Source organism: Cupriavidus sp. GW822-FHT02D05 (assembly GCF_058802485.1).
On the sequence record NZ_JBXAOE010000033.1, the window covers coordinates 85,907 to 110,607 of the forward strand.

Here is a 24,701-nt window from a genome sequence, read left to right on the forward strand (position 1 = left end):
GCAGCCTTTAGCGGCGCATGCCGTACATCATCTGGTGCGCCAGCGTGTCCTTGAGCGGTCCCAGGCAAGCGAGCGCCGCCAGGGACGCCCCACGCGCGTGGGCAGCGAGCGGGTAGGAAACGCCAAACACGCGCGGCAGCAGGTCGGTCACGCCGATGGTGACTGCCCGATCCAGCTTTTGTTGCGCCGCAAACGCCTGCAAGGCCTGCGGGCTGCAGTCGGCGCGCAGCGCGAGCGCCAGGGCAAAGGCGTCGCGCAGGCCGAGGTTGAGACCCTGGCCGGCTACCGGATGTAGCGTCTGCGCCGCATTGCCGACCGCTACCACGCGGCCCTGCACGGTGACGGGCGCCGCGTTCAGCCCAAGCGGGAAGGCATGGCGCTTGCCAATGCCGGTGAAGCGGCCCATGCGCGGGCCGAAGGCTTGTTCCAGTTCAGCCAGGAACTCCCCTTCGGGCAGCGCGAGCCGGCGCGCCGCTTGTTCCGGCGGGCAGCACCAGACCAGGGCGTAGCCGGGTGTGCCGTGCTCTTCATGCGGCAGCAGTGCCAGCGGGCCTTCCTCCGTAAAGCGCTCCCAGGCCCAGCCGGGCTGCGGGCGCGAGCAGGCCACGTGGGCCACGATGGCGGTCTGCCCATAGTCGCGCCGGTATTTCTGCCCCTGCACGCCACGCTCCGCGCGGGTGGACTGCTGGTGGAACAGGCCGCCTTCGGCCTGCACCACCAGGCGCGCGCCGAAGGCGGCGGGCTGCTGGTCATGCCCATGGCCGCAGAGGCGCACCAGGCTGGCTGCAGCCGTATCGGGACCAGATTGCTCCAGCTGATCGATGCGCGTCTCGTAGACCCGTCGCAGGCGTTCGCCAGCGGGGGCGGGGCTGGCCTGGACGGCCTGGGCCAGCGCACGCTCGAGTGCCTCGCACAATTCGCCGTAGCGCACCACATAGCCCAGCGCAGGTACGTCGTAGTCGTGGCTGTGGAGCTTGACGTGGCCGAACCGCCCGCGTTGCGACACATGGATATGCTCGATCGGGGTGACAGCGCGGGGCCACGCGCCGATCTGCTCAAGCAGCTGGCGGCTGCCGTACGACAGCGCGATGGCGCGCGGATCGCGGGACGCGCGCGCCGGCGTGGCGGCGTCGATCAAGGTCAGGCGCCACGGGCTCTTGCGCAGCAACAGGCAGGCCAGCGCGAGGCCTACCGGCCCTGCGCCGACGATGGCGATATCCGTGTCCGCGCAGGCTTCAGTGCTTGCCGGGCTCATGCGCGCTGCCTGGCTGGGCGACGAGGTTGCTGTCGTTGCTCGCATTGCCCATGGCGCCGGACTCCGCCGGCTGTACGCCGCGCTTCCAGCAGTTGGCGTCGGTGCGGTGCTTGCCCGCCGCCGCGTCGCTCAGGGCGTTGTCCAGCTTCTGCTGGTTGAAGCCGGGAAATGCCTGCAGGCGTTCCACCAGCGCCGCATGGTTGGCCGCGTCGAGCGGTACCACGCAGCCCCGGGGCGTGCCGTCGGCCTTGGGGTCTCCCACCAGGATCAGCCAGGCCTTCCCGGCCCATGGCTCGCGGTTCGAGACCCGCACCACCACGCGTTCGATCACGTCCCATTCGAGTTCTTCGCGCTGGCCATCGGGGCGATGCACGACCAGGCGGTCATCATAGAGGTTGACCACGAACGGTTGCGCGGGATCAACGGCGCGTGCGCGGCTGGTCTGTGGGCGCTCGCCGCTCGGAAGTATCTTGCGTAGCCAACTGATCATCGTGTACCTCCCGCGTCGCGCATCAGCGCCTCGATTTCGTCCGCCTTGACCGGCACGCCGCGCGTCATCAGCTCGCAGCCGCCCCCGGTGACAACCGCATCGTCCTCGATGCGGATGCCGATATGCCAGAAGCGCTCCGGCACTTCCGGTGCCGGGCGCACGTAGATGCCGGGCTCCACCGTCAGCACCATGCCGGGCGCGAGGGGACGCCAGGCGCGTTCGCCCTCGGCCGGCGCGGCGCCGGGCACGCGGTACTCGCCCACGTCATGCACGTCCATGCCCAGCCAGTGGCCGGTGCGGTGCATGTAGAACTGGCGGTAGCTGCCGCTGGCGAGTACCTCGTCCAGGCCGCCGCAACGGTTCGCGTCGAGCAGGCCGGTATCAAGCATGCCCTGCGCCAGCACTCGCGTGGCGGCGTCGTGCGGCACGTTGTAGGGCACGCCGGGGCGGGTCTCGGCGATGGCCGCTTCCTGCGCCGCCACCACCAGGTCGTACAGCTCGCGCTGGGCCGGCGAAAAGCGGCCGGAGACGGGGAAGGTGCGGGTGATGTCGGACGCGTAGCCATCGAGCTCGCAGCCGGCGTCGATCAGGCACAGGTCGCCGTCGCGCAGCTCGGCGGGGCCGGCGCGGTAGTGCAGCACGCAGGCATTGGGGCCGGTGGCGACGATCGAGTTGTAGGCGACGCTCTGCGCACCGTGGCGGCGGAATTCGTAGAGCAGCTCGGCTTCCAGGTGGTATTCGCGCAGGCCCTCGCGCGAAGCACGCATGGCGCGCACATGGGCCTGGGCCGAGATCTCGGCGGCGCGGCGCATGGTGGCGATCTCGCCGGCATCCTTGAACAAGCGCATCTCGTCGAGGATGGTGCGGATGTCGATCGCCGTCGATGGCGCGGTCACGCCGGCACGGCCCTGCATGCGCACCGTTTCGAGCCAGCGCCGCACCTGCATATCGGTGCGGGTGTTGGCGGCCAGCGGGTAGGCCACCACAGCGTGGTCGGCCAGCAGCGAGGGCAGCAGGGCGTCGATTTCCTCGACCGAATGTGCTTCGTCGAAGCCGAAGGCCGCCTGCGCGCCTTCCGGGCCATAGCGGAAGCCATCCCAGATCTCGCGCTCCTCGTGCTTGGGGCGGCAGAACAGGATGCTGCGCTCGGCGCCGCCCGCCTGCGCCACCAGGACCAGCACGGCCTCCGGCTCGGTGAAGCCGGTCAGGTAATAGAAATAGCTGTCATGGCGATAGGGATAGTCGCTATCGCGGTTGCGCATGGCTTCCGGCGCGGTGGGCAGGATCGCCACGCCGCCGCCGGCGGCGCGCAATTGCTGCAGCACGCGGGCGCGCCGGTCGCGACAGGCGAGAAGGAGGGCGGAGTCGGGTGCGGACATGTGTTGGGCCACGTGGATGGGGAATAGGACGATTCTAACGCCGTCGGATTGCCGGCGCGGGCCTGGACTGGCCGGACCTCAGGGCAGGGGTGCGCAAGCGGCGCCGGCCCGCGCTAGCACCGTGGCATCGAGGGCCGCCAGCTGGGCCGGCGTGCCGACGTTCTCCCAGGCGCCGTCGAAGCGCTCGCCGCTGGCCAGCCCGGCCGCCACGGCGGCGCGATAGTAGGGCGTCATGGCAACTTTCTGGCCGGGCTCGATGGCGGTGAACAGCCGGGTGTCGTACAGGCCGATATTGCCGAAGGTCAGGCTCGGCGCTGTCGCCGTGGGCGTGAGCGACAACAGGCCGTCGGCACCGAGCACAAAATCGCCGCCCGGATGGAACGGCGGATTGGGCACCATCACGAGGTGCATGCGCGGCTCGGGGGCACCGGCCATGGCGCGCGCGCGGGGCAGCAGGGCGCGGAAGTTGTAATCGGTAAAGATGTCGCCGGATACCGCCAGGAAGATCTCGCCGCGCTCGGGTGCGGCCGACAACAGCGGCAGCGCCTGGGCGATCCCGCCGGCGGTTTCCAGCGCGCTGGGCTCGGCTGAGTACGCCAGGCGAACGCCGAAGCGGTTGCCATCACCGAGCGCCTGCTCGATCTGCTCGCCGAGCCAGGCGTGGTTGATCACGATGTCCTTGAAGCCGGCGCGCGCCAGCGCCTCGATCTTCCAGACGATCAGCGGCTTGCCGCCCACCTGCAGCAGCGGCTTGGGATGGGCATCGGTCAGCGGGCGCATGCGTTCGCCGCGCCCGGCTGCAAAAATCATGGCTTTCAATGCAGGGTCTCCGGCGCTTATTTCAGCGCGTGGTTCAGCAGGTATGTCAGCGCGATCAGGGCGCCCATGCCGCCAGCGATGGTCCAGCCAATGCTGCGCGTCCTGGCGGCGATGACAATGGCCACCAGCCCTGCTACCAGGCGCGCATTGCCGGGGCCGATGTCGACTTGGCCATCACGCATCAGCAGGTCGGGCGCGATCAACGCCGACAGCATGGCGGCCGGCACGAATTGCAGCGCGGTGCGGAACCACGACGGCAGCCGCACCCGGCCTTCCACGGCAATGAAGGACAGGCGGATCAGGAAGGTGGCGAGGCCGGCGCCGATAAACACCAGCAGCAGGGTGAGCTGGCTCATGCGGCGGGCTCCGTCGCGGCCGGCTTGCGCTGCCTGCGGTCCTTGCCAAGCAGCAGCATGCCCGCGGCAATCCCGCCCAGCGCCGCGACCATCAGGCCAAGCTTGTGCGGCATGCCGTAGCAGGCCACCGCCAGCGCCGTGGCCGCCAGCGCCGCCGCGGCGTGCGAGCGGTGCTTGATGCCGGGCACGATGATGGCGATGAAGGTGAGCGGCAGGAAGAAATCAAGCGGCCAGTCGCGCGGGACCTGGGCGCCCACCAGCACACCCGCCAGCGTCGAGACCTGCCAGCTGGCCCACAGCGCGAAGCCGGCGCCAAAGAAGAACCAGTGGCGGTAGCGCTTGTGTTCGTCGTCGTCACTGAGGCGCCGCGTCATGGCGGCGAAGGCCTCGTCGGTCAGCAAGTAGGAGATGAGTGCCTTCCAGCGGCCCGGTAGGTGCGCCAGCGCCGGGGCCATGGTGGCCGAGTACAGCGCATGGCGCAGGTTGACCATGGCGACCGTCACGGCGATCAGCACCGCCGGCGTGCCCGCCGCCCACAGTTGCGTCAGGATCATCTGCGAGGCGCCGCCGAACACGATTGCGCTCATGGCGCAGGCCAGCCACGCGGGCATGCCGGCGTTGACCGCCAGCACGCCGTAGATCAGGCCGAACGGCGCCACGCCAAGCAGCATCGGCGCCAGCGCCCGCACGCCAGCCCACCACTCGCCGCCGCGGGTGAGCGTGGCCGTGGGATCGCCGCCGGATGTCATGGCTGTGCGTCCGTCATGGCTTGCGCCGGCATCAGAACGTGTAGCCGACCGGGCGTTCGACGCCGTCGAGGGCGTCGAACAGCCGTACCAGCCTGCGCAGCTCGATGTAGCGGCCCGCCACCTGGCGCGCGTACTTGAGCACCAGCGGCAGGTTGGCCAGGTAGCCATCCTTGCCGTCGCGATGGTACAGGCGGGCAAAGATGCCGAGTACCTTGAGGTGGCGCTGCAGGCCCATCCACTCGAAATCCCGGTAGAAGTCACCAAAATCGGGCGCCACCGGCAGCCCGGCCTTGCGCGCGCGCTCCCAGTAGCGGATCAGCCAGTCGAGTTGCTCCTGCTCGTCCCATTCAATATAGGCATCGCGCCACAGCGACACCGCATCATAGGTAATGGGGCCGATCACCGCGTCCTGGAAATCCAGGATGCCGGGATTGGCCTCGCCCTCAAGCACCATCAGGTTGCGTGAGTGATAGTCGCGATGCACATACACCTGCGGCTGTGCCAGGTTGTTGGCCAGCAGCGTCTGCATCACTTCGGCCAGCCCGGATTCCTGGTCGGGCGTCAGTGTCACGCCCAGGTGCCGGGCCACGTACCACTGCGGGAACAGGTCGACTTCGCGCTGCAGCAGCACGCGGTCGTAGGCGGGCAAGGTGCCGGGGCGGGTCGCGAGCTGGATCTTCACAAGCGCGGCGGCGGCATCGCCATAAAGGCCGCGCGCGCTGGCCGCGTCCAGCCGCGACAGATACGTGGTGTTGCCCAGGTCGCTGAGCAGCAGGAAGCCTTGCTCGAGGTTCTGCGCCAGTACCTTGGGCACGCTCACGCCGGCAGCGCCGAACAGTTCCGCGACATGGATGAAGGGGCGGCAGTCCTCCTGCGCGGGAGGCGCATCCATCACGATCACGCTCGGATGGTCGGGGTGGCTGGTGCTGGCCCGGAAGTACCGCCGGAAGCTGGCGTCAGCCGATGCGGGGGTACAGGAGTCGGGGTTAATGGACCAGGCCGGACCGAGTCCGGACACCCAGACTTTGAGCTGGTCGAGACGCGGGTCGAGAGGATGTGCTGCCATGCCGGAAAGGGAGAATAGGATGCCCCGTATAATACCCGACCAGACCCGGGCCCCGGGGCGGCTCCCAGGCGGGCCTCCTACAGCCCGACAGCCTGCTTCGGCGGTGGCTGGCGGTTGCTGGGCCGCCGCCGCCGCTCTGACTCATGACCCGCTCGCATGACCGAACAACGACGATCACCGAACCAGAAGGCTAGCAAGACACCGGCACGACTCCCCGGCAGCGCGTTGCGCCCGCTCGTGTTGGCCATGGCCGGCTGGTCGGTGGGTGCGCACGCGCAGGCCGTGAGCTCCGCCATTCCCGACCTGCCGGTGGCCGAGCCGACCGTCGAAGCGGCACCCGAGGCCCCGCCGGTAGCCGGCGAACTGGTGCCGCGTCTGGCCGAGCCGGGCACGGCCAAGACCAAGACGGCCGAGCCGGACGACAACCCGCCCACCTTTGTCTCGGGCGATCGCATGACCGGCTATAACCAGCGTGGCGTGGAGCTCGAGGGCAACGCCGAGCTGCGCCGCGATGGCGGCGTGGTCAAGGGCGACAAGCTCACCTACGACCAGGACAGCGACGAGGCTTTTGTCCATGGCAATGCCCGCGTCGCCCGCGACGGCTCGCTCTCGGTCGGGCCGGAAGCCCGGCTGCGGGTCGAGGCCAACGAAGGCTACATGCTGTCTCCGGACTACTATTTCCAGCAGACCGGTGGCTCCGGCAAGGCCGAGCGCATCGATTTCATCGACAAAAATCTCAGCACGATCAAGCGCGCCACCTACACGACCTGTTCGCCCGACAACGCGGACTGGTATTTCAGCGCGCGCGAGCTCGATATCGACAGCGACCGCCAGGTCGGCACTGCCTATGGCGGCGTGCTGCGCTTTTTCGACGTGCCGATCATGGCCGCGCCGGTGTTCAGCTTCCCCTTGAACAGCGAGCGCCGCAGCGGCGTGCTGCCGCCGCTGTTCGGCTATAGCTCGCGCTCGGGCATGGACCTCACGGTCCCGTATTACTTCAATATCGCGCCCAACCGCGACCTGACGATCTTTCCGCGCTATCTGAGTTCGCGCGGGCCGCAACTAGGCAGCGACTTTCGCTACGTCGGCGATGGCTATAGCGGCCGCCTGCGCGGCGAGTTCCTTCCGGACGATCAAAAGACCAAGACCAATCGCTGGGCTTATTCGGTCCAGCATACCCAGTTGCTCGCCCGTGGCCTTACCGCTTACGTTAATGTAAATAAGGTATCGGACAACCAGTACCCGGACGACCTCACGCGATCGGTGACGCAGGCGACCCAGAGGCAATACACGCAGGAAGCGGGCGTTTCCTACGCCTGGCAGGATTTTTCCCTTCTCGCACGCGTGCAGAAGTTCCAGACCCTGACGCCAAGCCAGCCCTCTTACGAGCGCGTGCCGCAGATTAATGGCAAGTATACGCGGTACGATCTGGGCGGTTTCGACGTGCAAGTCGAGACCGATTTCACTCGCTTCCGTATCCCGCTGACCACGGATGGCACGCAGCAACCGGAAGGTGACCGGCTCTTCGTCCAGTCTTCGGTCAGCTATCCGATTGTGCGCCCAGGCTGGTTCATCACGCCCAAGGTGTCGTTCAACGCCACCCAGTACCAGATGGAACCTGGCTCGGTCGCCACCGGCACACCGACCACACTGAACCGCACGCTGCCGACGCTCAGCCTGGACTCGGGCATGACCTTCGAGCGTGATGCGCCGACCGTGAGCCGGCTGTTTGGCGTCAACTACGTGCAGACGCTTGAGCCACGCCTGTTCTACGTCTACACGCCATTCCGCGACCAGAGCCAGTTTCCGCTGTTCGATACGGTACAGTCCGACTTTGGCTACGGCCAGATCTTCAGTGAGAACCCGTTTACCGGCTACGACCGCATCGCTGACAACAATAAGGTGACGGCGGGCGTGACCACGCGCCTGATCGAGGCAAGCAGCGGGATTGAGCGCTTCCGTGGCACGATTGCCCAGCGTTTCGACCTGACCGGCCAGCGCGTGCAGATCAGCGGTACAGACCCGGTCGGCAAGGCCGGCTATTCCGACTTGCTGGCGGCAACGACCATCCAGATGTTCAAGGGCTACTACCTCGACGCCGGGATGCAGTACAACCCGGACAGCGATCGGGTGATCTACTCGAACATCGCCTTCTCGTGGCGGCCGGAGCAGCGCAAGACGCTGAATATCGGCTATCGCTACCGGCGCCCCACTTCGGTGACGGACAATACCGCCATCGACCAGTTCGAGGTTTCGAGCCAGTGGCCGCTGACACAGCGCACCTACGGCATCGGCCGGGTCGCGTTCGACCTGAGCGCAAGCCAACTGGTGGACGCGCTGGCCGGCTTCGAATACGCAGCGGATTGCTGGGTTGGCCGTGTGGTCTACCAGCGCTTCCGCAATACCACGCAGGGCTACACCGGACGCATCTTCTTCCAGGTGGAGTTCCGCGGGTTGTCCAAGATCGGTTCCAATCCGCTGGATGTGCTGCGGCTGAACGTGCCGGGTTATGAGCCCGTCCTCGCCAAGCCTGTTATCCCATCCCAGCTCGACCACTATGAATGACGGACCATGATGAAACGTCAAGAATTCAACGCGCTCTCCTCGATGTCTTCCCGCCTGACCGGCTGGCAAAGCCTGCTGCTGACCGCACTGCTGGCCGCCTTCGCACTGCCGGCTTCGGCACAGCTGAAGGCGCCCGGGCAGAAGGCCACCGGCATCTTCATGCCCCAGGCCGGCGACAGCGCTGCCGCCTCGCCCAGCCAGCCGCGCCTGGGCGTGACGCAGCCGGGCACGAGCGCGCAGCGCTCGCAACTGGTGGACGAGGTGGTGGCGATCGTCAACAACAGCGTGATCACGCGGCGCGAATTGCTGGACCGCGCCGACGAGATCGAATCGCAGCTGCGCCAGGCCAACCGCCCGGTGCCGGCGCGCGCCGACCTGCTGGGCGAAGTGCTCGAGCGGCTGGTGATGGAGCGGGTCCAGACGCAAGCGGCGCAGGATGCCGGCATCAAGGTGACCGACCAGGAAGTCGATCGCGCCATTGAGTCGGTCGCGCAGCAAAACCACATCAATGCGACCGACCTGCGCAGCCAGGTCGAGCGCAGCGGCATGACCTGGACCAAGTACCGTGACGAGCTGCGCAAGCAGGTCCAGGTGATCCGCCTGCGCGAGCGCGAGGTGGATTCCAAGATCCAGGTCTACGACGGCGAGATCGACAACTATCTCGCGGCGAATGGCGCACCGGGCGCGGCCGCCACCGCCACCGGCCCCACCGAATACAACGTGGCCCAGATCCTGGTGCGCGTGCCGGAAGATGCCTCCGAGGCGCAGAAGGCAGCCTTGCGCGCCAAGGCCGAAGGGTTGCTCAAGCAGGCTCAGGGCGGTGCGGATTTCGCCCAGCTGGCGCAGGGCTCCGACGGCCCTGAGGCCGCTCAGGGAGGCTCGCTCGGCTTCCGTGAAATCGGCCGGCTGCCGGCGCTGTTTGCCAATGCCGTGCTTGACCTGCAGCCTGGTGGCGTGGCGCCCCAGGTCATCGAGAGCGCCAACGGTTTCCATGTGCTCAAGCTGGTGGCCAAGCGCACCGCGCCGCCGGCAGCGTCGAACCCGGCGGCCAGCGATCGCATCACGCAGACCCAGGTGCGCCATATCCTGATCCGCACCGGCCCCAACATGCCGGAGGCCGAGGCACGCCGCCAGCTGGCCACGCTGCGCGACCGGATCACCCACGGCGGCGACTTTGCCGACGCGGCCAAGCGCTTCTCCCAGGATGGGTCGGCGCAGAACGGCGGCGATCTCGGCTGGGTATCGCCGGGCGAGCTGGTGCCGGAGTTCGAGCAGGCCATGAGCCGCCTGCGCCCGGGCGAGGTGTCCGAGCCCATCGTCACGCAGTTCGGCGTGCATCTGATCCAGGTGCTCAATCGCCGCGAGACCGAGATCACGCCGGAGAAGCAGCGCGACTTCGCCCGCGCGGAGATTCGCGAGCAGAAGGTGCGCGCGGCGTATGAAGACTGGCAGCGCCAGTTGCGCCAGGCCGCCTACGTGGAATACCGCGTCAACCGCCAGCGCTAACCAGAACGCATCGCCACCATGTCCGAGCCGCTCGCGCTAGCCATCACCACCGGGGAACCCGCCGGCATTGGCCCCGACATTACCGTCGGCGCCTTGCTGCAACTTGCCGGCGAGCATCCGCAGGTGCGTTTTCACGTGCTTGGCGACGCGGGCCTGCTGGCGGCGCGCGCCGCCGCGCTGGGTGTCGCGCAAGCCTGGGCGCACCGGCTTGCGGATGGCAGCGTGGTGTGCGACGACATCCCTCTGGCCGTGCCTTGCGATGCTGGCCGGCTGGATGCGCGCAACGGCGGCTATGTGCTCGCCTTGCTCGATGCAGCCATCGATGGCTGCATGGGCGGGACCAGTGGCACGCGGCGTTTTGCCGGCATGGTGACCGCGCCCGTGCAGAAGAGCACCATCAACGATGCCGGCGTGCCCTTCACCGGGCACACCGAATACCTGGCCGAGCGCGCCGGCGTGCCGCGCGTCGTGATGATGCTGGCCGGCCCGCAGCCCGCGCATGGCAACGCCATGCTGCGCGTGGCGCTGGCCACCACCCACCTGCCATTGCGCGCGGTGCCCGACGCGCTGACCGTGTCCATGCTGGAAGAAACGCTGGCCATCGTCGACCACGACCTGCGCCGGCATTTCGGCATCGCCCGGCCGCGTATCCTGGTGACCGGCCTGAACCCGCATGCCGGCGAAAGCGGCCATATGGGCCGCGAGGAGATCGATGTGATCATTCCCGCGCTGGCCCATGCCGTGGACGCGGGCATCGATGCCCGCGGCCCGTACCCGGCCGACACGCTGTTCCAGCCCCGCCATCTAGATGGGGCTGACTGCGTGCTGGCGATGTACCACGACCAGGGCCTGGCCCCGCTCAAGTACGGCACATTTGGCCACGGCGTGAACATCACGCTGGGGCTGCCTTTTATCCGCACCTCGGTCGACCATGGCACTGCGCTCGACCTGGCCGCAAGTGGCCAGGCCGAGCACGGCAGCATGATCGAGGCGATCCGCAACGCCATCGTCATGGCCGGCCACGCCAACGGCCGGCCGCGCGCCGCGCCGCTGGTGGCAACACGCTGACGCCCGAGCGAGACCTAACTATGCGTTCCAACGTACACCAGGGCCATGTGGCCCGCAAACGATTCGGACAGAACTTCCTGGTCGATGACGGCATCATCCACGGCATCGTCAGTGCCATCGACCCGCAGCACGGCGATACCCTGGTCGAAATCGGCCCCGGCCTCGGCGCGCTGACCCAGCCGCTGCTGGAGCGCTTGCCGCAGATGCAGGTGGTCGAGCTTGACCGCGACCTGGTGGAGCGCCTGCGCCGCCGCTACGGCGAACGGCTGGTGATCCACGCCGGCGACGCGCTGGTCTTCGATTTCGGCAAGCTGTGCGAAGCCGGCAAGCCGCTGCGCATCGTCGGCAACCTGCCCTACAACATCTCCAGCCCGCTGCTGTTCCACCTGGCCGAGTTTGCCGACCAGGTGCGCGACCAGCACTTCATGCTGCAAAAGGAAGTGGTCGAGCGCATGGTGGCCGAGCCAGGCAGCAAAGCCTTCGGGCGGCTGTCGATCATGCTGCAGGTGCGCTATCACATGGAGCATGTGCTCGACGTGCCGCCGGCCTCGTTCAACCCGCCGCCCAAGGTTGACTCCGCCGTGGTGCGCATGATCCCCTGGCCGCGCCAGCCCGATGGCCAGTTGCGCTCGCCGTATCCCGCGTGCAACCTGACGGTGCTGGGCGACGTGGTGGCCGCGGCGTTCTCGCAGCGGCGCAAGGTCCTGCGCAATACACTGTCGATGCTGCGCGACCAGGTCGATTTTGAAGCCCTTGGCTTCGACCTGGCGCGGCGCGCCGAGGAAGTCCCCGTGGCCGAGTACGTCGGCCTGGCGCGCCAGCTTGAAACCCCGGCTACATGATGCGCGCGACCGGCTCTCGTTCCCATTGGCGGCGCTGCTGAACGCAGCGGCACGTCGTCATCCCCTGATCCCGACTCCAGCCGCCGCAGCCCGGTTGGCAGCACTCTGCCTGCGCTGACCGGCACCGCGGCGCTTCTCTTACCCAAGGAAATGCCATGACTAGCGAAACGCAGGCGCCCCAGCGCAAGGTCATTCTCACCGGCGACCGTCCCACCGGCCAGCTTCACCTGGGCCACTACGTTGGCTCGCTCAAGAGCCGCGTGGCGCTGCAGGATACCCACAAGCAATATCTGCTGCTGGCCGACACCCAGGCCATGACCGACAACGCGCACGATCCGGACAAGGTGAGGCGCAACGTGCTGGAAGTGGCGCTCGACTACCTCGCGGTCGGCATCGACCCGGCCAAGACCACCATCACGGTGCAGTCGCACCTGCCCGCGCTGGCCGAGCTGACCCTGATGTACCTGAACTTCGTCACGGTCGCCCGGCTCGAACGCAACCCGACCATCAAGGAAGAGATCCAGGCGCGCGGCTTCGGCCGCGATATCCCGGCGGGCTTCCTGTGCTACCCGGCTTCGCAAGCTGCCGACATCACCGGCTTCAAGGCCACCGTGGTGCCGGTCGGCGAGGACCAGGCCCCCCTGATCGAGCAGACCAACGAGATCGCGCGCCGAATCAACCACCAGGTTGGCCGCGAAGTGCTGCCGGAAGCCGCCGCGCTGATCCCGCGCTTTGGCCGGCTGCCCGGCGTCGACGGCAAGGCCAAGATGAGCAAGTCGCAAGGCAACGCCATCTCGCTGGCGGCCTCGCCCGAGCAGGTCAAGGAAGCGGTCATGCGCATGTACACCGACGCCAACCACCTCAAGGTGTCCGATCCGGGCCAGGTGGAGGGCAATGTAGTGTTCACCTACCTCGACGCGTTCGACGAGGCGGTCGATGAAGTGGCCGAGTTGAAGGAGCACTATCGGCGCGGCGGCTTGGGTGACATGGTCCTCAAGCGCAGGCTCGATGGTGTGCTGCAAGGGCTGCTGGCGCCGATTCGTGAGCGGCGCGAGGAGCTGGCCAAGGATCCGGCCTCTGTGTTTGACATTTTGAAGCAGGGGACGGAGCAGGCACGGTTGGTGACGCAGGCTACGTTGGATGAAGTGCGCGAGGCGTTGGGGACTTTTAGGTTTTGAGGTTGAATTGTTGGGGGTTGTAGGTTAATGGCAACTGCAACTGCAACTGCAACGGCTTAACGTCAAGGTCAACTTCAACTGCCGTTTCACCTCCCCTGGGGGGAGGCGACCTACTTTCTTGTCTCGCCAAGAAAGTAGGCAAAGAAGCGACCCGGATGGGGCGCCCCCCCCCTCGTCGGCAGGCAAAAAGAGCGGCCGGGGGCCAAACTCACATCGCCTTAGGGCGATGCTCAGACATGGCCCCCTCTTTTCCGCTCTTTTTGCCTGCCGACGAGGCGCCCCATAACGGGAGATGAAAACCCAGACGGCTCGCTTCGCATCGCGGGGAGGTGATTTCCGCCTGGGGGCGGAAATCACGGCTACACCGAATGGTGTTTGATCCCAACGGCCACTGGTTCTGCCGTGTTTCCCGCCTGGGGGCGGGAAACACCCATGGCGATGCGAAGCGAGCCGTAAAGGTTCACCTAGGCCGTATGGGGCGCCTCGGGATTTCATGAAAAGAGCGGAGAAGAGGGACCCATGTCTGAGTATCGCCTTAAGGCGATGCGAGTTTGGGTCCCGGCCGCTCTTTTCATGAAATCCCGAGGGGGTGTCGCCCCATCCGGCGCGCCTTCTTTGCCTACTTTCTTGGCAAGACAAGAAAGTAGGTCGCCGCCCCGCAGGGGTGGTGAAACTGTCGTTGAATTTGCAGTTAAGCCCTTGAATCTGAAGCTGATTTTGCAGGTGCAGTTGCAGTTGCAGTTGCAGCCACTACACCCAGCCCCTTTACTCCCGCCGATTCACCAACCCAATCCCCCCCAACACCAGCACCGCGGCAATCGCAAACCGCATGCCCACGGCGTCATGCATCAGCACCACGCCAAACGCCACCCCGAACAGCGGCGTCAAAAACGAAAACACCGACAAGCGCGAAGCCAGGTACTGGCGCAGTAGCCAGAACCACGTCAGGTAGCTGGCGAATGCAATCAGCACCGACTGATAGAACAGGCTGGCGACCACCATGCCGTCGACGCGCGCATGCAGATGCTGCCCGGCTGCAAGCGCCATGGACAGTAGCATCACCGCGGACACTGCGAGTTGATAGAGCAGCGTCTTGCTGGGCGCTGCCGAAGCCAGCCGGCTGGCGCGCACCACCACCGTGGTAGCGGCCCAGAGGAAGCCGGCCAGGATCCCCAGCGCATCGCCCCGTAACGTGCTGCCGCCATGCACGGCCGGTGTGGCGATGCCATCGGCAAAGGCCAGGGCCATGCCGCAGAAGGCTAGCCCGACGCCCAGCCATTGCCCGCGCCGCAGGCGTTCGCCGGCGACGCTCAGATGCAGGCCGAGTGCGGTAAAGATGGGCGCGGTGTAGAGGAACACCGCCATGCGCGAAGCCGTGGTGTGGCCGAGCCCGACGAAGATGCAGAAGAACTCGGCGCCGAACAGCAGGCCAGCCAGCAGCCCGGCGCCCAGCGTGCCGTCGTGTTGCCACAGCGGCGTGCGGCGCCAGGCGGCAAAGCCGAACACCAGCACGGCTGCCACCGCCGAGCGCACGCCAGCCTGGAGCACGGCGCCCATCAGTGGCGCCGTCGCCTTGATGACCACTTGCTGCAGTCCCCAGGCCACGCACAGGACCACCATCAACGTGACGGCTGTGCCGTCGAGCGGGCGCCGGCTTGGCAGCGACGCGCTCACCTCAAGGACGGCTGGCGTCGCGCGTGGAATTGCGCTCGATCAGCTCGATCTTGTAGCCGTCCGGATCTTCGACGAAAGCGATCACCGTGGTGCCGCCCTTGACCGGGCCGGCCTCGCGCACGACGTTGCCGCCGGCGGCGCGGATGCGCTCGCAGGTGGCTGCCGCGTTATCGGTTTCCAGCGCGATATGGCCGTAGGCGGTGCCCATCTCGTACTTTTCCACGCCGTAGTTATAGGTCAGCTCTAGCACGGCGGTTTCGGATTCCGGGCCGTAGCCGACGAAGGCGAGGCGGTACTTGTATTCGGTGTTGTCGCTCTCGCGCAGCAGCTGCATGCCGAGGATGCGGGTGTAGAAGTCGATCGAGCGTTGCAGGTCGCCGACGCGGAGCATGGTGTGGAGGAGTCGCATTTTGGGAGAGGCCTGATCTTGTTTTGGGATAGGTCGATTATTCTAAACGGGATGGAAGCAATCGGTTTGCCTTGGCCCAGGTGTGCCATTTCCCCGTTTCAAATCAAAGGCCCAGCCTAGAACGTGGGCAGCAACTCGGGCGGGTGGGCCCGCAATTGCGCGCGGGCATCACGGAACTCCGGAAAGATCGATGCCACCGTATCCCAGAACCTCGGGCTGTGGTTCATCTCCTTGAGATGCGCCAACTCATGGGCGGCCACGTAGTCGATCATCGACAGCGGAAAATGCATCAAACGCCAGTTCAGGCGGATCTTGCCGTCGGCGGTGCAACTGCCCCAGCGCGTGGCGGCGGAGGTCAGCGCAAACGCGCTATGCCGCACGCCGAGCTTTTCCGCGTAGATATCGAGCCGCTGTGCCAGCAGGCGTCGCGCCTGGTGTTGCAGCCAGCCTTGCACGCGATCCTTGATCTGCTGCTCGTCGGCATGCACGGGCAGCGCGAGATGAAGGATGCAGGTCTGGGCATCGAACAGCAGCACGCCGGCCGGAGACTCCAGCTGCAGCGTGATGGGCTTGCCCAGGAAGGGCAGGCTGGCGCCGTCGCGCCATTGCACGGTGGGCAGCACGCGGCGGGCTTCGCGGTGCTGCCATTCCCCCAGCTTGTTGAAGATCCAGCGCTGTTTTTCCAGAATGGCCGACTCGATGTCGGCCAGCGTGACCCAGCGCGGCGCCGTGATGGACAGGCCGCGGTCGTCCACGGTGAAGCCGATGGTACGGCGCGACGAGCGCTTGAGCGTGTAGTGCACGGCGCGCTCGCCCACCAGCAGCCGTCGTGCATTGGGCTGCGGCTGGGGCCAGGGCTGCGCCGTCGGGGAGTTGGGCTGCGCCGGCGCCAACCCGCCTGGCACCATGCCGGGCGCCCTGTCTTCGCCTGTGAGGGCGTCGGACAGCGGCAGCTCCATCTGGGAACCGGGGGAGTCGGGGGTCGGGCGCAGCAATTTCATGCGGGCGTTCTGCTCCGGTAGCTCTCGGCGTCGATTCTACGCATATCTTGTTCGATCCACGCCTCAACCTCTTGATTGACCTGGTCGGCCGTCTTGTTGGCCGACGAGATCGGCGCGCCGACGGAGACCGTGATCAGGCCCGGGTACTTGAGGAACGAGTTGCGCGGCCACAGGCGGCCGGAGTTGACCGCCATCGGGATCACCCATGCGCCGGTCTCCACCGCAAGGCGGGCGCCGCCGCTCTTGTAGCGCGTTTTCTCCAGGCCCGACGGGGTGCGCGTGCCTTCCGGGAACATGATGATCCAGGCGCCTTCGGCCAGCCGCTCGCGGCCCTGGCGCACAGCCGAGGCGAAGGCACGGGTGCCTTCCTTGCGGTTGATGTGCACCATCTTGAGCATGCCCAGCGCCCAGCCGAAGAAGGGCACCATCAGTAGTTCGCGCTTGAACACGAAGCACATCGGCTTGGGCATGGTGGCCAGGTAGGCCACGGTTTCCCACGCCGACTGGTGCTTGGACAGCACCACCACCGGCTTGTCGAGCATGGCATCGAAATGCTCACGGCCTTCATAGCGGTAGCGGATGCCGCAGATCAGCGCGGCCGCACCGGTCACCAGCCGCGGCCAGCCGCGCACGAAGCGGTAGCGGCGGTCGGCGTTCATGAACGGAAAGACGATGAAGCACGCGCAGGCATAGGGCGGCGTCAGTACCAGGAGGAACAACGCGAACAGCAAGGAGCGGAGAAAAATCATCGGTACGGGAGTTGGGTTCAGGAGCCGGCCTGGCGCGGGGCGCCATCGCCGGTGAGCAGCCAGCGCGCAAAGGCGCGCAGGTCGTCGTGGATCAGCGTGCCGGTCGGCAGGCCGCCCTTTTTCTCGGTCTTGGGGCCTTTGCCGGTCAGTACCAGGTGCGGGGCGCAGCCTACCGCCAGCCCGGCTTCGAGGTCGCGCAGGGAGTCGCCCACCAGCGGCACGCCCTTGAGCTCGACGCCGAAGCGCTCCGCCAGCTGCTCAAGCATGCCGGACTTGGGTTTGCGGCAATCGCAGCCGTCCGCCGCCGTATGCGGGCAGAAGAAGACCGCGTCGACGCGCCCGCCAAGGTTGGCCAGCGCCTTGTGCATCTTCTCGTGCATGGCGTTGAGCGCGCTCATCTCGAACAGGCCGCGTCCGATGCCGGACTGGTTGCTGACGATCACCACGCGATAGCCGGCCTGGTTGAGCGCTGCGATCGCTTCCAGGCTGCCATCGATGGGGATCCATTCGTCCGGCGTCTTGATGAACTGGTCGCTGTCGAGGTTGACGACCCCATCGCGATCGAGCACGACAAGCTTGGGCGGTGTCTGCGGCATGATGGCTTCCCGTTGTGGTGCCGGCCCGCTTACGCGGCCAGCTTGGAGATGTCGGCCACGCGATTGGCCAGCACGTGCAGCGAGGCCAGCAGCGCGAGCCGGTTGGCGCGCAGTTGCGGGTCTTCGGCCATCACCATGACATCGTTGAAGAACTGGTCGACCGCTTCGCGCAGTTGTGCCAGGTCGCGCAGCGCGGTGGCGAAGTCGCCGTTGGCGAAGGCGGCATCCACTTGCGGACGCACGCTTTCCACCGCCTTGTGCAGCGCGCTTTCGGCGGCTTCCTGGAGCAGGGCCGGCTGCACCGTGCCTACGGGGTCGGTGTTCTTGCGCAGGATGTTGGTGATGCGCTTGTTGGCCGCGGCCAGCGCTTCGGCCTGGGGCAGGGCGGCAAAGGTGCGCACCGCTTCCAGGCGGGCCAGGATATCGTCCAGGCGCTGCGGGCGCAGGCTCACCACCGCTTCGACCTCATGGGTGGTGTAGCCCTTGTCCTTCAGGTAGCCGCGCAGGCGGTCGTACAGGAAATCGGCAATCGCGGCTTGCGCGGGCTTGACCGCGGCAATGCCGGCGAAGGCTTGCTGGGTGAGTTCCAGCAGCGCGTCGATCGACAGCGGCAGCGGGGTTTCGACCAGCATGCGCAGGATGCCCAGCGCGTGGCGGCGCAGCGCGAACGGGTCCTTCTCGCCGGTGGGCGACAGGCCGATGCCCCAGATGCCCACCAGCGTTTCCAGCTTGTCGGCCAGCGCCACGGCCAGGCTCACCGGGCTGCCCGGCAGGGCGTCGCCGGCAAAGCGCGGGCGGTAGTGCTCTGAGCAGGCCAGCGCCACGCTCTGCGCTTCGTCGTCGTGGCGCGCGTAGTACGTGCCCATGGTGCCTTGCAGTTCCGGGAATTCGCCCACCATGTCGGTCAGCAGGTCGGCCTTGGCGAGTTCGGCGCCACGCATGGCGGCCGCCTTTTCCACGGCAATGCCGGCTGCGGCCAATGCGTCGGCGATGTGGCCGGCGATCTGCTGCAGGCGCTGCACGCGGTCGAGCTGCGTGCCGATCTTGTTGTGATAGACCACGTTGGCCAGTTGCGGCACGCGCGAGGCGAGGGTCTTCTTGCGATCCTGGTCGAAGAAGAATTTGGCGTCCGCCAGGCGCGGGCGCACCACGCGCTCATTGCCGCTGATGATGGACTCCGGCGTATCGGTGGCCAGGTTGGAAACCACCAGGAAGCGGTTGCGCAGGTGGCCGGCGGCATCGGTCAGCGCGAAGTACTTCTGGTTGGTCTGCATGGTCAGGATCAGGCATTCCTGCGGCACTTCGAGGAAGGCCTCCTCGAAGTGGCAAGGATAGACCACCGGCCATTCCACCAGCGAGTTGACTTCATCGAGCAGCGCATCGGGCATCACGACCTGGTCGGCGCCCGCCTGCTCCAGCAGTGCGGTGCGGATGCGTTCGCGGCGATCCGCGTAGCTGGCCAGCACGTGGCCTTGCGACGCCAGCACGGCGGCGTATTCGCCTGCATGCGCGATCTCGATCTCGCCGCTGGAGAGGAAGCGGTGGCCGCGCGTGGTGCGGCCCGCCTGCAGCCCCAGCACGCTGAGCGGCACCACCTCGGTGCCAAGTAGTGCGATCAAACTGTGCGCGGGGCGCACGAAATGCACCGTGCTGCCGTCCGGGCGCTGGTAGCTCATCACCTTGGGGATGGGCAGCTTGGCGATGGTGTCGTCCAGCGCTGCCTGCAGCCCGGCGCCCAGTTCGGCGCCGCGCGCGGTGTAGCGGTAGAAGAAGGCGTCGGCCTTGCCGTCGGAGGCGCGCTCCAGGGTTTGCCAGTCGATCGCCTCGACGCCTACCGATTTAGCCAGGGCGACCAGTTTCTTGGCCAGCGGGGCGGTGGGCTGGCCGGTGGCGTCCAGCGCCACGGTCAGTGGCAGCACTTTCTCGCGCTGCTCGCGGTCGGGCGCGTTACGGCGCACTTTGGTGACCAGCGCAGCCAGCCGGCGCGGCGTGGCGAACGCGGTCACGGCGGCGCCGTCACCTACCAAGCCACGCTCGGAGAGGCCGGCGAAGAGGCCCTGCGCGAAGGCGTCGCCCAAGCGTGCCAGCGCCTTGGGCGGCAGCTCTTCGGTGAGCAGTTCGATCAGCAGCGTATCGTTCGAATCGGTCAGGAGTTGCGACATGAATCGTTTCCAACAAGTTGTGGCACGCGCTGCGCTTTAGCAGCGCGGTGCAATAGTAGGTTCTACGCCGGACAACAGCCACAGGCCGTTTTGCTGGCGGAATTGCAGCGTGGTTGCTACGCACTGCGTGTCTGCGCTGGTGCCATTGGTGCCGTTGCTTGCGCTGCTGCCACGGCCGCCGGGGGCGGGACGAGGCGCGAAGAAGCGGGCATCGAGGCGGCGCAGCCGCTTGTCGTAGCGGATCTCGTCGATGCGGCCGCTCACCCAGAAGTCGATCCTGGGTGGCAGCTGCGCGGCCGAGTAGTATGTCCTGATCTGCCTGCGCACCCGCCCGTTGACCGTCTCGGTCTCAATCCACGAGAGCGGGTAGCGGATTGCGCTTTCATAGGCGCGCAGCGGCACGCGGTGCCAGCCCAGGTCCTTGGAGCCCGAGAGATCGCACGAGAACGTGCGCACCAGCTGGGTCCATTGGTCCAGCGAGTTGTTCGGGCCGAAAGCGCCATGCCAGTGCCGGTCGATCGCCTGCTGCAGGGCCTGCGGATTGGCCTCGCATACATTGGACAGGTCGGCCGGCAGGTACAGCACTTGCGGGCTCGGCATCGGCGCGGTGGCCTGGGCGGCGCCATGCGCTCCCAAGGCCAGCAGTGCCAGGGCAGCGCCTCGGCATAGCGCGCTGCGCGCTGTGCGGGTCATGCGGTGGCCTCGCGCTCGCACATCGGGAAGCCGAGCGACTCGCGCGAGTCGTAGTAGGCCTGGGCCACCAGCCGCGACAGGTTGCGGATGCGGCCGATGTAGGCCGCGCGCTCGGTGACCGAGATCGCGCCGCGCGCATCCAGCAGGTTGAATGTGTGAGCGGCCTTGAGCAGTTGCTCGTAGGCCGGCAGCGCCAGGCGCTTGGTGACTTCGGCCGGTGCGTCCTGCTGCGTGGCTTCGGCGGCACCCATCAGGCGCTTGGCCTCGGACTCGTACTCGGCGAAGTGGCGGAACAGGATCTCGGTGTTGCTCTGCTCGAAGTTGTAGGTGGATTGCTCCACTTCGTTCTGGTGATAGACGTCGCCATAGGTCAGGCGGCGCGTCTTGCCGTTTTCTTCCCACTCGGTCCACACCAGGTCATAGATGTTCTCGACCTTCTGCAGGTACATCGCCAGGCGCTCGATGCCGTAGGTGATCTCGCCGGTGATGGGCTTGCAGTCGATGCCGCCAACCTGCTGGAAGTAGGTGAATTGAGTGACTTCCATGCCGTTGAGCCAGACTTCCCAGCCCAGGCCCCAGGCGCCGAGGGTGGGGTTCTCCCAGTCGTCCTCGACGAAGCGGATGTCGTTTTGCTTGAGGTCCAGGCCCAGCGCTTCCAGCGAGCCGAGGTACAGCTCCAGGATGTTCTCGGGGGCCGGCTTGAGCACCACCTGGTACTGGTAGTAGTGCTGCAGGCGGTTGGGGTTCTCGCCATAGCGCCCGTCCTTGGGGCGGCGCGACGGCTGCACATAGGCGGCTCGCCACGGTTCCGGGCCGATCGCGCGCAGGAAGGTGTGCACGTGCGAGGTGCCGGCGCCGACCTCCAGATCGATAGGTTGCAAGAGTGCACAACCCTGCCGGTCCCAGTAGGCCTGCAGGGTGAGGATCATTTGTTGGAAGGTCAGCATAGGCGAAGACTAGTAAGGGCCTGCACGCAGGCCAGCAAGCAAGGGCGGACGGCGTGGCGGCAAAGTTGCCGCGGCGCCTCACGAAGATCGTGCCAAACCCTGAATTCTATCGGTTTTTTTGCCGCCGCCAGCCATCGGCACGGCCCTTGCATACGTCAGGGCGTCCAATCCCGCCCGCGGGGCTGGCATGTGGTGTCGGCGTTTTGCAACGAATCGGGTAAACACCGAAGGGTGCTAAAGGCCTGCCGGATACTGGCCGTTAGTGTTTTTGTATACAGTATTAGGCAGAGCTGTGCATAACAGCCGCAACCGTTTGAATCAATCCAGTTACGGGGACACCGGTCATGTCGCTACTTTCTCGCAAGCCTTATCTCGTCGCCATTGCAGTGATGATTGCCGCCGCCTTGCTATCGGTAGCAGCGGGGGCGTCTGCCTGACGACTGGCCCGGCGCAGGCCCGCCCGCCCGCCGTCAGCCCTGCCGGCGGCGGCGCCAGGCCGCCAGTGCCAGCACCAGCAGGCATGCCGCCAGCGCCGGTACATTGCCCCAACGCACGTAGGGGGTGAAACCCTGCGTGCCCTGCACATTGGCGGTGAGCGTGCCGACGGTGAAGGTCGGCAGCTGTCCCGCCACCACGCCGTCCGGCGTCACCACGGCCGTCATGCCGGTATTGGTCGAGCGCAACATCGGCCGGCGCGTTTCCAGCGCGCGCATGCGCGAGATCTGCAGATGCTGGTCCAGCGCGATGGTGTCGCCGAACCACGCCAGGTTGGTCACGTTGGCCAGGATATTGGCCGGCACCTTCTGGCTGCGCAGGGTCTCGGCGATTTCCTCGCCGAACAGATCCTCGTAGCAGATATTGGGCGCCACCAGGATGCCGCGCACGGGCAGCGGCGCCTGGTCCAGCCCGCCGCGGCGGAAATCCCCCAGCGGCATCTTCATCATGTCCACGAACCAATGGAAGCCGAAGGGAATGAACTCGCCGAACGGCACCAGGTGGTGCTTGTTGTAGCGGTACAGCCGTTCGGTCAACGGGCCCAGGCCAAAGACGCTGTTGGTGAAATCGACCGGCGAATCCGCGCCGGCGGCGCCGAACAGCACGGTGGTACCGCTGGCCACGGTGAAATCGCGCACCGCGATGGCGATGTCCACAGGCAGGTCCTGCAAGATCACCGGGAACGCCGTCTCCGGCGTCACGACCAGATCGGCCGGAGCGGCGGTGATCAGGTCACGATAAAGCTCGAGCGAGCGCTGCACGCCGACCGGCTCGAACTTGATGTCCTGCGCTACGTTGCCCTGCAGCAGCCGCACCGAAATGGGCTTGCCGGCAGGCGTGGTCCAGGCGATCGGCACCAGCGCGGCGCCGGCCAGCGGCAGCGCCACGGCGGCCGCCAGGGCGATCGCGCCGGCACGCATGCCATGCGGGTTGGCGTGCTCATTGCGACCACGGCCAAAGCCACGCGCGGCGGCCACCAGCAAGGCGGCCACGGTCGCGGCCAGCGCGCCGATGCCATAGACGCCCACCAGCGGCGCAAAGCCGGCCAGTGGGCCATCGGTATGGGCGTAGCCGCTCGACAGCCACGGAAAGCCGGTGAAGACCACGCCGCGCAGCCATTCCGACAGCCCCCAGGCCGCCCCAAAGGCGAGTGGCGCAAGCAGTGCCAATGAGGTTGTCCGCGTACGGCGGGCAGCCAGCCAGTGCCACGTGGCGGCGGCCAGTGCCGGATAGAGCGAGAGGAAGGCGCCGAACAGCAGCACGGCAAGCATCGCCATCCACGCCGGCATCTCGCCATAGACGTGCATGCTGATATAGAGCCACCAGATGCCGGAGAGGAACCAGCCGAGGCCGAAGGCGTAGCCGGTGGCGGCCGCGCCACGGGTGCGCGGCGCATCGGCGACCAGTGCCACCAGCCCCGCCAGCGACAGCAGTTGCAGCCACCACCAGGTGTGCGGCGCGTAGGCCTGGGTATGGGCCACGCCCAGCACGGCGGCCAGCAGCAGGCGGGGCAGGCTCACGCCGCGCGCGTCGTCGCGTCCGGCGCTAGCGGCGCCGGACCATGCCTGGACAACGCGCTTCATGCGCCGTCCACGTCGGGCGGGGCCTCGCGGCGCACCAGCATCAGGTGCGCCTGGCGGGCGTCGGCACGCAGGACTTCAAAGCGCATCGGCGGCAACACCACCACTTCGCCACGATGCGGCACGTGACCCAGGTGGTTGCTCAGCAAGCCGCCCACGGTATCGACGTCGTGATCCGAGAATTGCGTGCCGAAGGTTTCGTTGAACTGCTCGATTTCGGTCAGTCCATGCACGCGCCAGCTGCCATCGGGCAGCTGCACGATATTGTCATGGTCTTCGTCGAGGTCGAACTCATCCTCGATGTCGCCCACGATCTGCTCCAGCACGTCCTCAATGGTGACCAGGCCGGCGACGCCGCCGTACTCGTCCACCACCATGGCGATGTGGTTGCGGTTGATGCGGAAGTCGCGCAACAGGATATTGAGGCGCTTGGACTCGGGAATGAACACCGCCGGGCGCAAGGTCTCGCGCAGGTCGAACTCTTCATCGGTGTAATACCGCAAGAGGTCCTTGGCGAGCAGGATGCCGATGATGTTGTCGCGGCTGCCTTCATAGACCGGAAAGCGCGAGTGCGCTGTCTGCCGCATGAAGGGAATGAAGCTCTCCGGCGCATCGGCGATATTGACGGTGTCCATCTGGCCGCGGGGGACCATGATGTCGCGCGCGGTGAGTTCGGATACCTGGAACACGCCTTCGATCATGGAAAGCGAGTCGGCGTCGATCAGGTTGCGCGCATGCGCATCCTGGAGCACCTCGAGCAATTCGGCACGGGAGTCTGGCTCCGGAGAGATGAAATCCGAGAGCCGTTCGAGCAGGGATCGGGGACGGTCGGCTGACTTCGAACTGGGATAAGGGTCGTTCATGGCGCGACGAGCGCGGGGTGGATATCGGTTGAAGGATACACTAAAAGGGTTTGGGGGCAGTGATAGGGGAGGTTTGGCGGGGTTTGAAATGGCGACTGCAGCAGCAAAATTGGCTTCAGCTGGCTTGACGTCAAGGGTAACTGCAACTGCTTAACTGCGACTGCCTAACGTCAAAAGCAACTGCGGTTTCACCACCCCTGCGGGGCGGCGACCTACTTTCTTGTCTTGCCAAGAAAGTAGGCAAAGAAGGCGCGCCGGA

General features: G+C 66.7%; 22 protein-coding genes. 5 read left to right on the forward strand and 17 right to left on the reverse strand.

What is annotated here, in order from left to right; genetic code table 11:
- Positions 1–7: 7 nt before the first annotated feature.
- The 7 genes from AC1RQK_RS33015 to AC1RQK_RS33045 form a co-directional block, all read right to left on the reverse strand.
- Complete coding sequence (locus AC1RQK_RS33015) at positions 8–1,255, reverse strand: UbiH/UbiF/VisC/COQ6 family ubiquinone biosynthesis hydroxylase (protein WP_492813579.1); 1,248 nt, start codon at positions 1,253–1,255, stop codon at positions 8–10.
- Positions 1,236–1,745, reverse strand: coding sequence for a hypothetical protein (locus tag AC1RQK_RS33020; protein WP_492376412.1), 510 nt, complete (start codon positions 1,743–1,745; stop codon positions 1,236–1,238). Before AC1RQK_RS33020 ends, AC1RQK_RS33015 begins: the two co-directional genes overlap by 20 nt.
- Positions 1,742–3,124, reverse strand: a complete 1,383-nt coding sequence (locus tag AC1RQK_RS33025; RefSeq protein WP_492376413.1) for an aminopeptidase P N-terminal domain-containing protein — start codon at positions 3,122–3,124, stop codon at positions 1,742–1,744. The genes AC1RQK_RS33020 and AC1RQK_RS33025 overlap by 4 nt, the downstream gene beginning before the upstream one ends.
- A gap of 78 nt (positions 3,125–3,202) precedes the next feature.
- Positions 3,203–3,943, reverse strand: coding sequence for an N-acetylmuramate alpha-1-phosphate uridylyltransferase MurU (murU, locus tag AC1RQK_RS33030; protein ID WP_492813581.1), 741 nt, complete (start codon positions 3,941–3,943; stop codon positions 3,203–3,205).
- A gap of 17 nt (positions 3,944–3,960) precedes the next feature.
- Entirely contained in the window at positions 3,961–4,299 is a 339-nt protein-coding gene (locus tag AC1RQK_RS33035) for an AzlD domain-containing protein (RefSeq protein ID WP_492813583.1), read from the reverse strand.
- The gene (locus AC1RQK_RS33040) at positions 4,296–5,048 is read right to left on the reverse strand and encodes an AzlC family ABC transporter permease (RefSeq protein ID WP_492376415.1); all 753 of its coding nucleotides are present in this window, start codon (positions 5,046–5,048) and stop codon (positions 4,296–4,298) included. The genes AC1RQK_RS33035 and AC1RQK_RS33040 overlap by 4 nt, the downstream gene beginning before the upstream one ends.
- Positions 5,049–5,079: 31 nt before the next feature.
- Complete coding sequence (locus AC1RQK_RS33045; protein ID WP_492813586.1) at positions 5,080–6,114, reverse strand: aminoglycoside phosphotransferase family protein; 1,035 nt, start codon at positions 6,112–6,114, stop codon at positions 5,080–5,082.
- A 156-nt stretch (positions 6,115–6,270) separates the two neighbouring features.
- Between AC1RQK_RS33045 and AC1RQK_RS33050 the strand changes: the two genes are divergently transcribed.
- The 5 genes from AC1RQK_RS33050 (at position 6,271) to trpS (ending at position 13,273) form a co-directional block, all read left to right on the forward strand.
- Positions 6,271–8,679 carry an LPS-assembly protein LptD gene (locus AC1RQK_RS33050; RefSeq protein ID WP_492813588.1) on the forward strand — a complete coding sequence of 803 codons (2,409 nt, stop codon included), beginning with the start codon at positions 6,271–6,273 and terminating at the stop codon, positions 8,677–8,679.
- Positions 8,680–8,688: 9 nt separating this feature from the next.
- Positions 8,689–10,185, forward strand: coding sequence for a peptidylprolyl isomerase (locus tag AC1RQK_RS33055; protein WP_492376419.1), 1,497 nt, complete (start codon positions 8,689–8,691; stop codon positions 10,183–10,185).
- Between the two features lie 18 nt (positions 10,186–10,203).
- Positions 10,204–11,253 (forward strand): 4-hydroxythreonine-4-phosphate dehydrogenase PdxA, encoded by a 1,050-nt coding sequence (pdxA, locus tag AC1RQK_RS33060; RefSeq protein WP_492376418.1) that lies wholly within the window; start codon positions 10,204–10,206, stop codon positions 11,251–11,253.
- A 20-nt stretch (positions 11,254–11,273) separates the two neighbouring features.
- Positions 11,274–12,095 carry a 16S rRNA (adenine(1518)-N(6)/adenine(1519)-N(6))-dimethyltransferase RsmA gene (rsmA, locus tag AC1RQK_RS33065; protein WP_492813590.1) on the forward strand — a complete coding sequence of 274 codons (822 nt, stop codon included), beginning with the start codon at positions 11,274–11,276 and terminating at the stop codon, positions 12,093–12,095.
- A gap of 155 nt (positions 12,096–12,250) precedes the next feature.
- On the forward strand, positions 12,251–13,273 hold the full coding sequence (trpS, locus tag AC1RQK_RS33070) for a tryptophan--tRNA ligase (protein ID WP_416047618.1): 1,023 nt from the start codon (positions 12,251–12,253) through the stop codon (positions 13,271–13,273).
- A gap of 765 nt (positions 13,274–14,038) precedes the next feature.
- Here trpS and AC1RQK_RS33075 read toward each other — a convergent pair.
- From AC1RQK_RS33075 to AC1RQK_RS33120, 10 genes are all read right to left on the reverse strand, one after another.
- Positions 14,039–14,893, reverse strand: a complete 855-nt coding sequence (locus AC1RQK_RS33075) for a DMT family transporter (protein WP_492813601.1) — start codon at positions 14,891–14,893, stop codon at positions 14,039–14,041.
- 55 nt (positions 14,894–14,948) lie between these two features.
- Entirely contained in the window at positions 14,949–15,356 is a 408-nt protein-coding gene (gene gloA, locus AC1RQK_RS33080; protein WP_006162781.1) for a lactoylglutathione lyase, read from the reverse strand.
- A 116-nt stretch (positions 15,357–15,472) separates the two neighbouring features.
- Complete coding sequence (locus AC1RQK_RS33085; RefSeq protein ID WP_492376006.1) at positions 15,473–16,357, reverse strand: M48 family metallopeptidase; 885 nt, start codon at positions 16,355–16,357, stop codon at positions 15,473–15,475.
- A complete protein-coding gene (locus AC1RQK_RS33090; RefSeq protein ID WP_043343766.1) occupies positions 16,354–17,106 on the reverse strand; it encodes a lysophospholipid acyltransferase family protein in 753 nt (250 codons plus the stop codon). The genes AC1RQK_RS33085 and AC1RQK_RS33090 overlap by 4 nt, the downstream gene beginning before the upstream one ends.
- A 17-nt stretch (positions 17,107–17,123) precedes the next feature.
- Positions 17,124–17,702, reverse strand: a complete 579-nt coding sequence (gmhB, locus tag AC1RQK_RS33095; RefSeq protein WP_492813593.1) for a D-glycero-beta-D-manno-heptose 1,7-bisphosphate 7-phosphatase — start codon at positions 17,700–17,702, stop codon at positions 17,124–17,126.
- 29 nt (positions 17,703–17,731) lie between these two features.
- On the reverse strand, positions 17,732–19,864 hold the full coding sequence (glyS, locus tag AC1RQK_RS33100; protein WP_492376004.1) for a glycine--tRNA ligase subunit beta: 2,133 nt from the start codon (positions 19,862–19,864) through the stop codon (positions 17,732–17,734).
- A gap of 36 nt (positions 19,865–19,900) precedes the next feature.
- Positions 19,901–20,557: a hypothetical protein gene (locus AC1RQK_RS33105; protein WP_492376003.1), complete on the reverse strand. Its 657-nt coding sequence runs from the start codon at positions 20,555–20,557 to the stop codon at positions 19,901–19,903.
- On the reverse strand, positions 20,554–21,504 hold the full coding sequence (gene glyQ / locus AC1RQK_RS33110; protein WP_492813596.1) for a glycine--tRNA ligase subunit alpha: 951 nt from the start codon (positions 21,502–21,504) through the stop codon (positions 20,554–20,556). The genes AC1RQK_RS33105 and glyQ overlap by 4 nt, the downstream gene beginning before the upstream one ends.
- Positions 21,505–21,974: 470 nt before the next feature.
- Positions 21,975–23,582, reverse strand: a complete 1,608-nt coding sequence (gene lnt, locus AC1RQK_RS33115) for an apolipoprotein N-acyltransferase (RefSeq protein WP_492813598.1) — start codon at positions 23,580–23,582, stop codon at positions 21,975–21,977.
- Positions 23,579–24,442, reverse strand: coding sequence for a CorC family transporter (locus tag AC1RQK_RS33120; protein WP_492376000.1), 864 nt, complete (start codon positions 24,440–24,442; stop codon positions 23,579–23,581). Before AC1RQK_RS33120 ends, lnt begins: the two co-directional genes overlap by 4 nt.
- Positions 24,443–24,701: the final 259 nt, after the last annotated feature.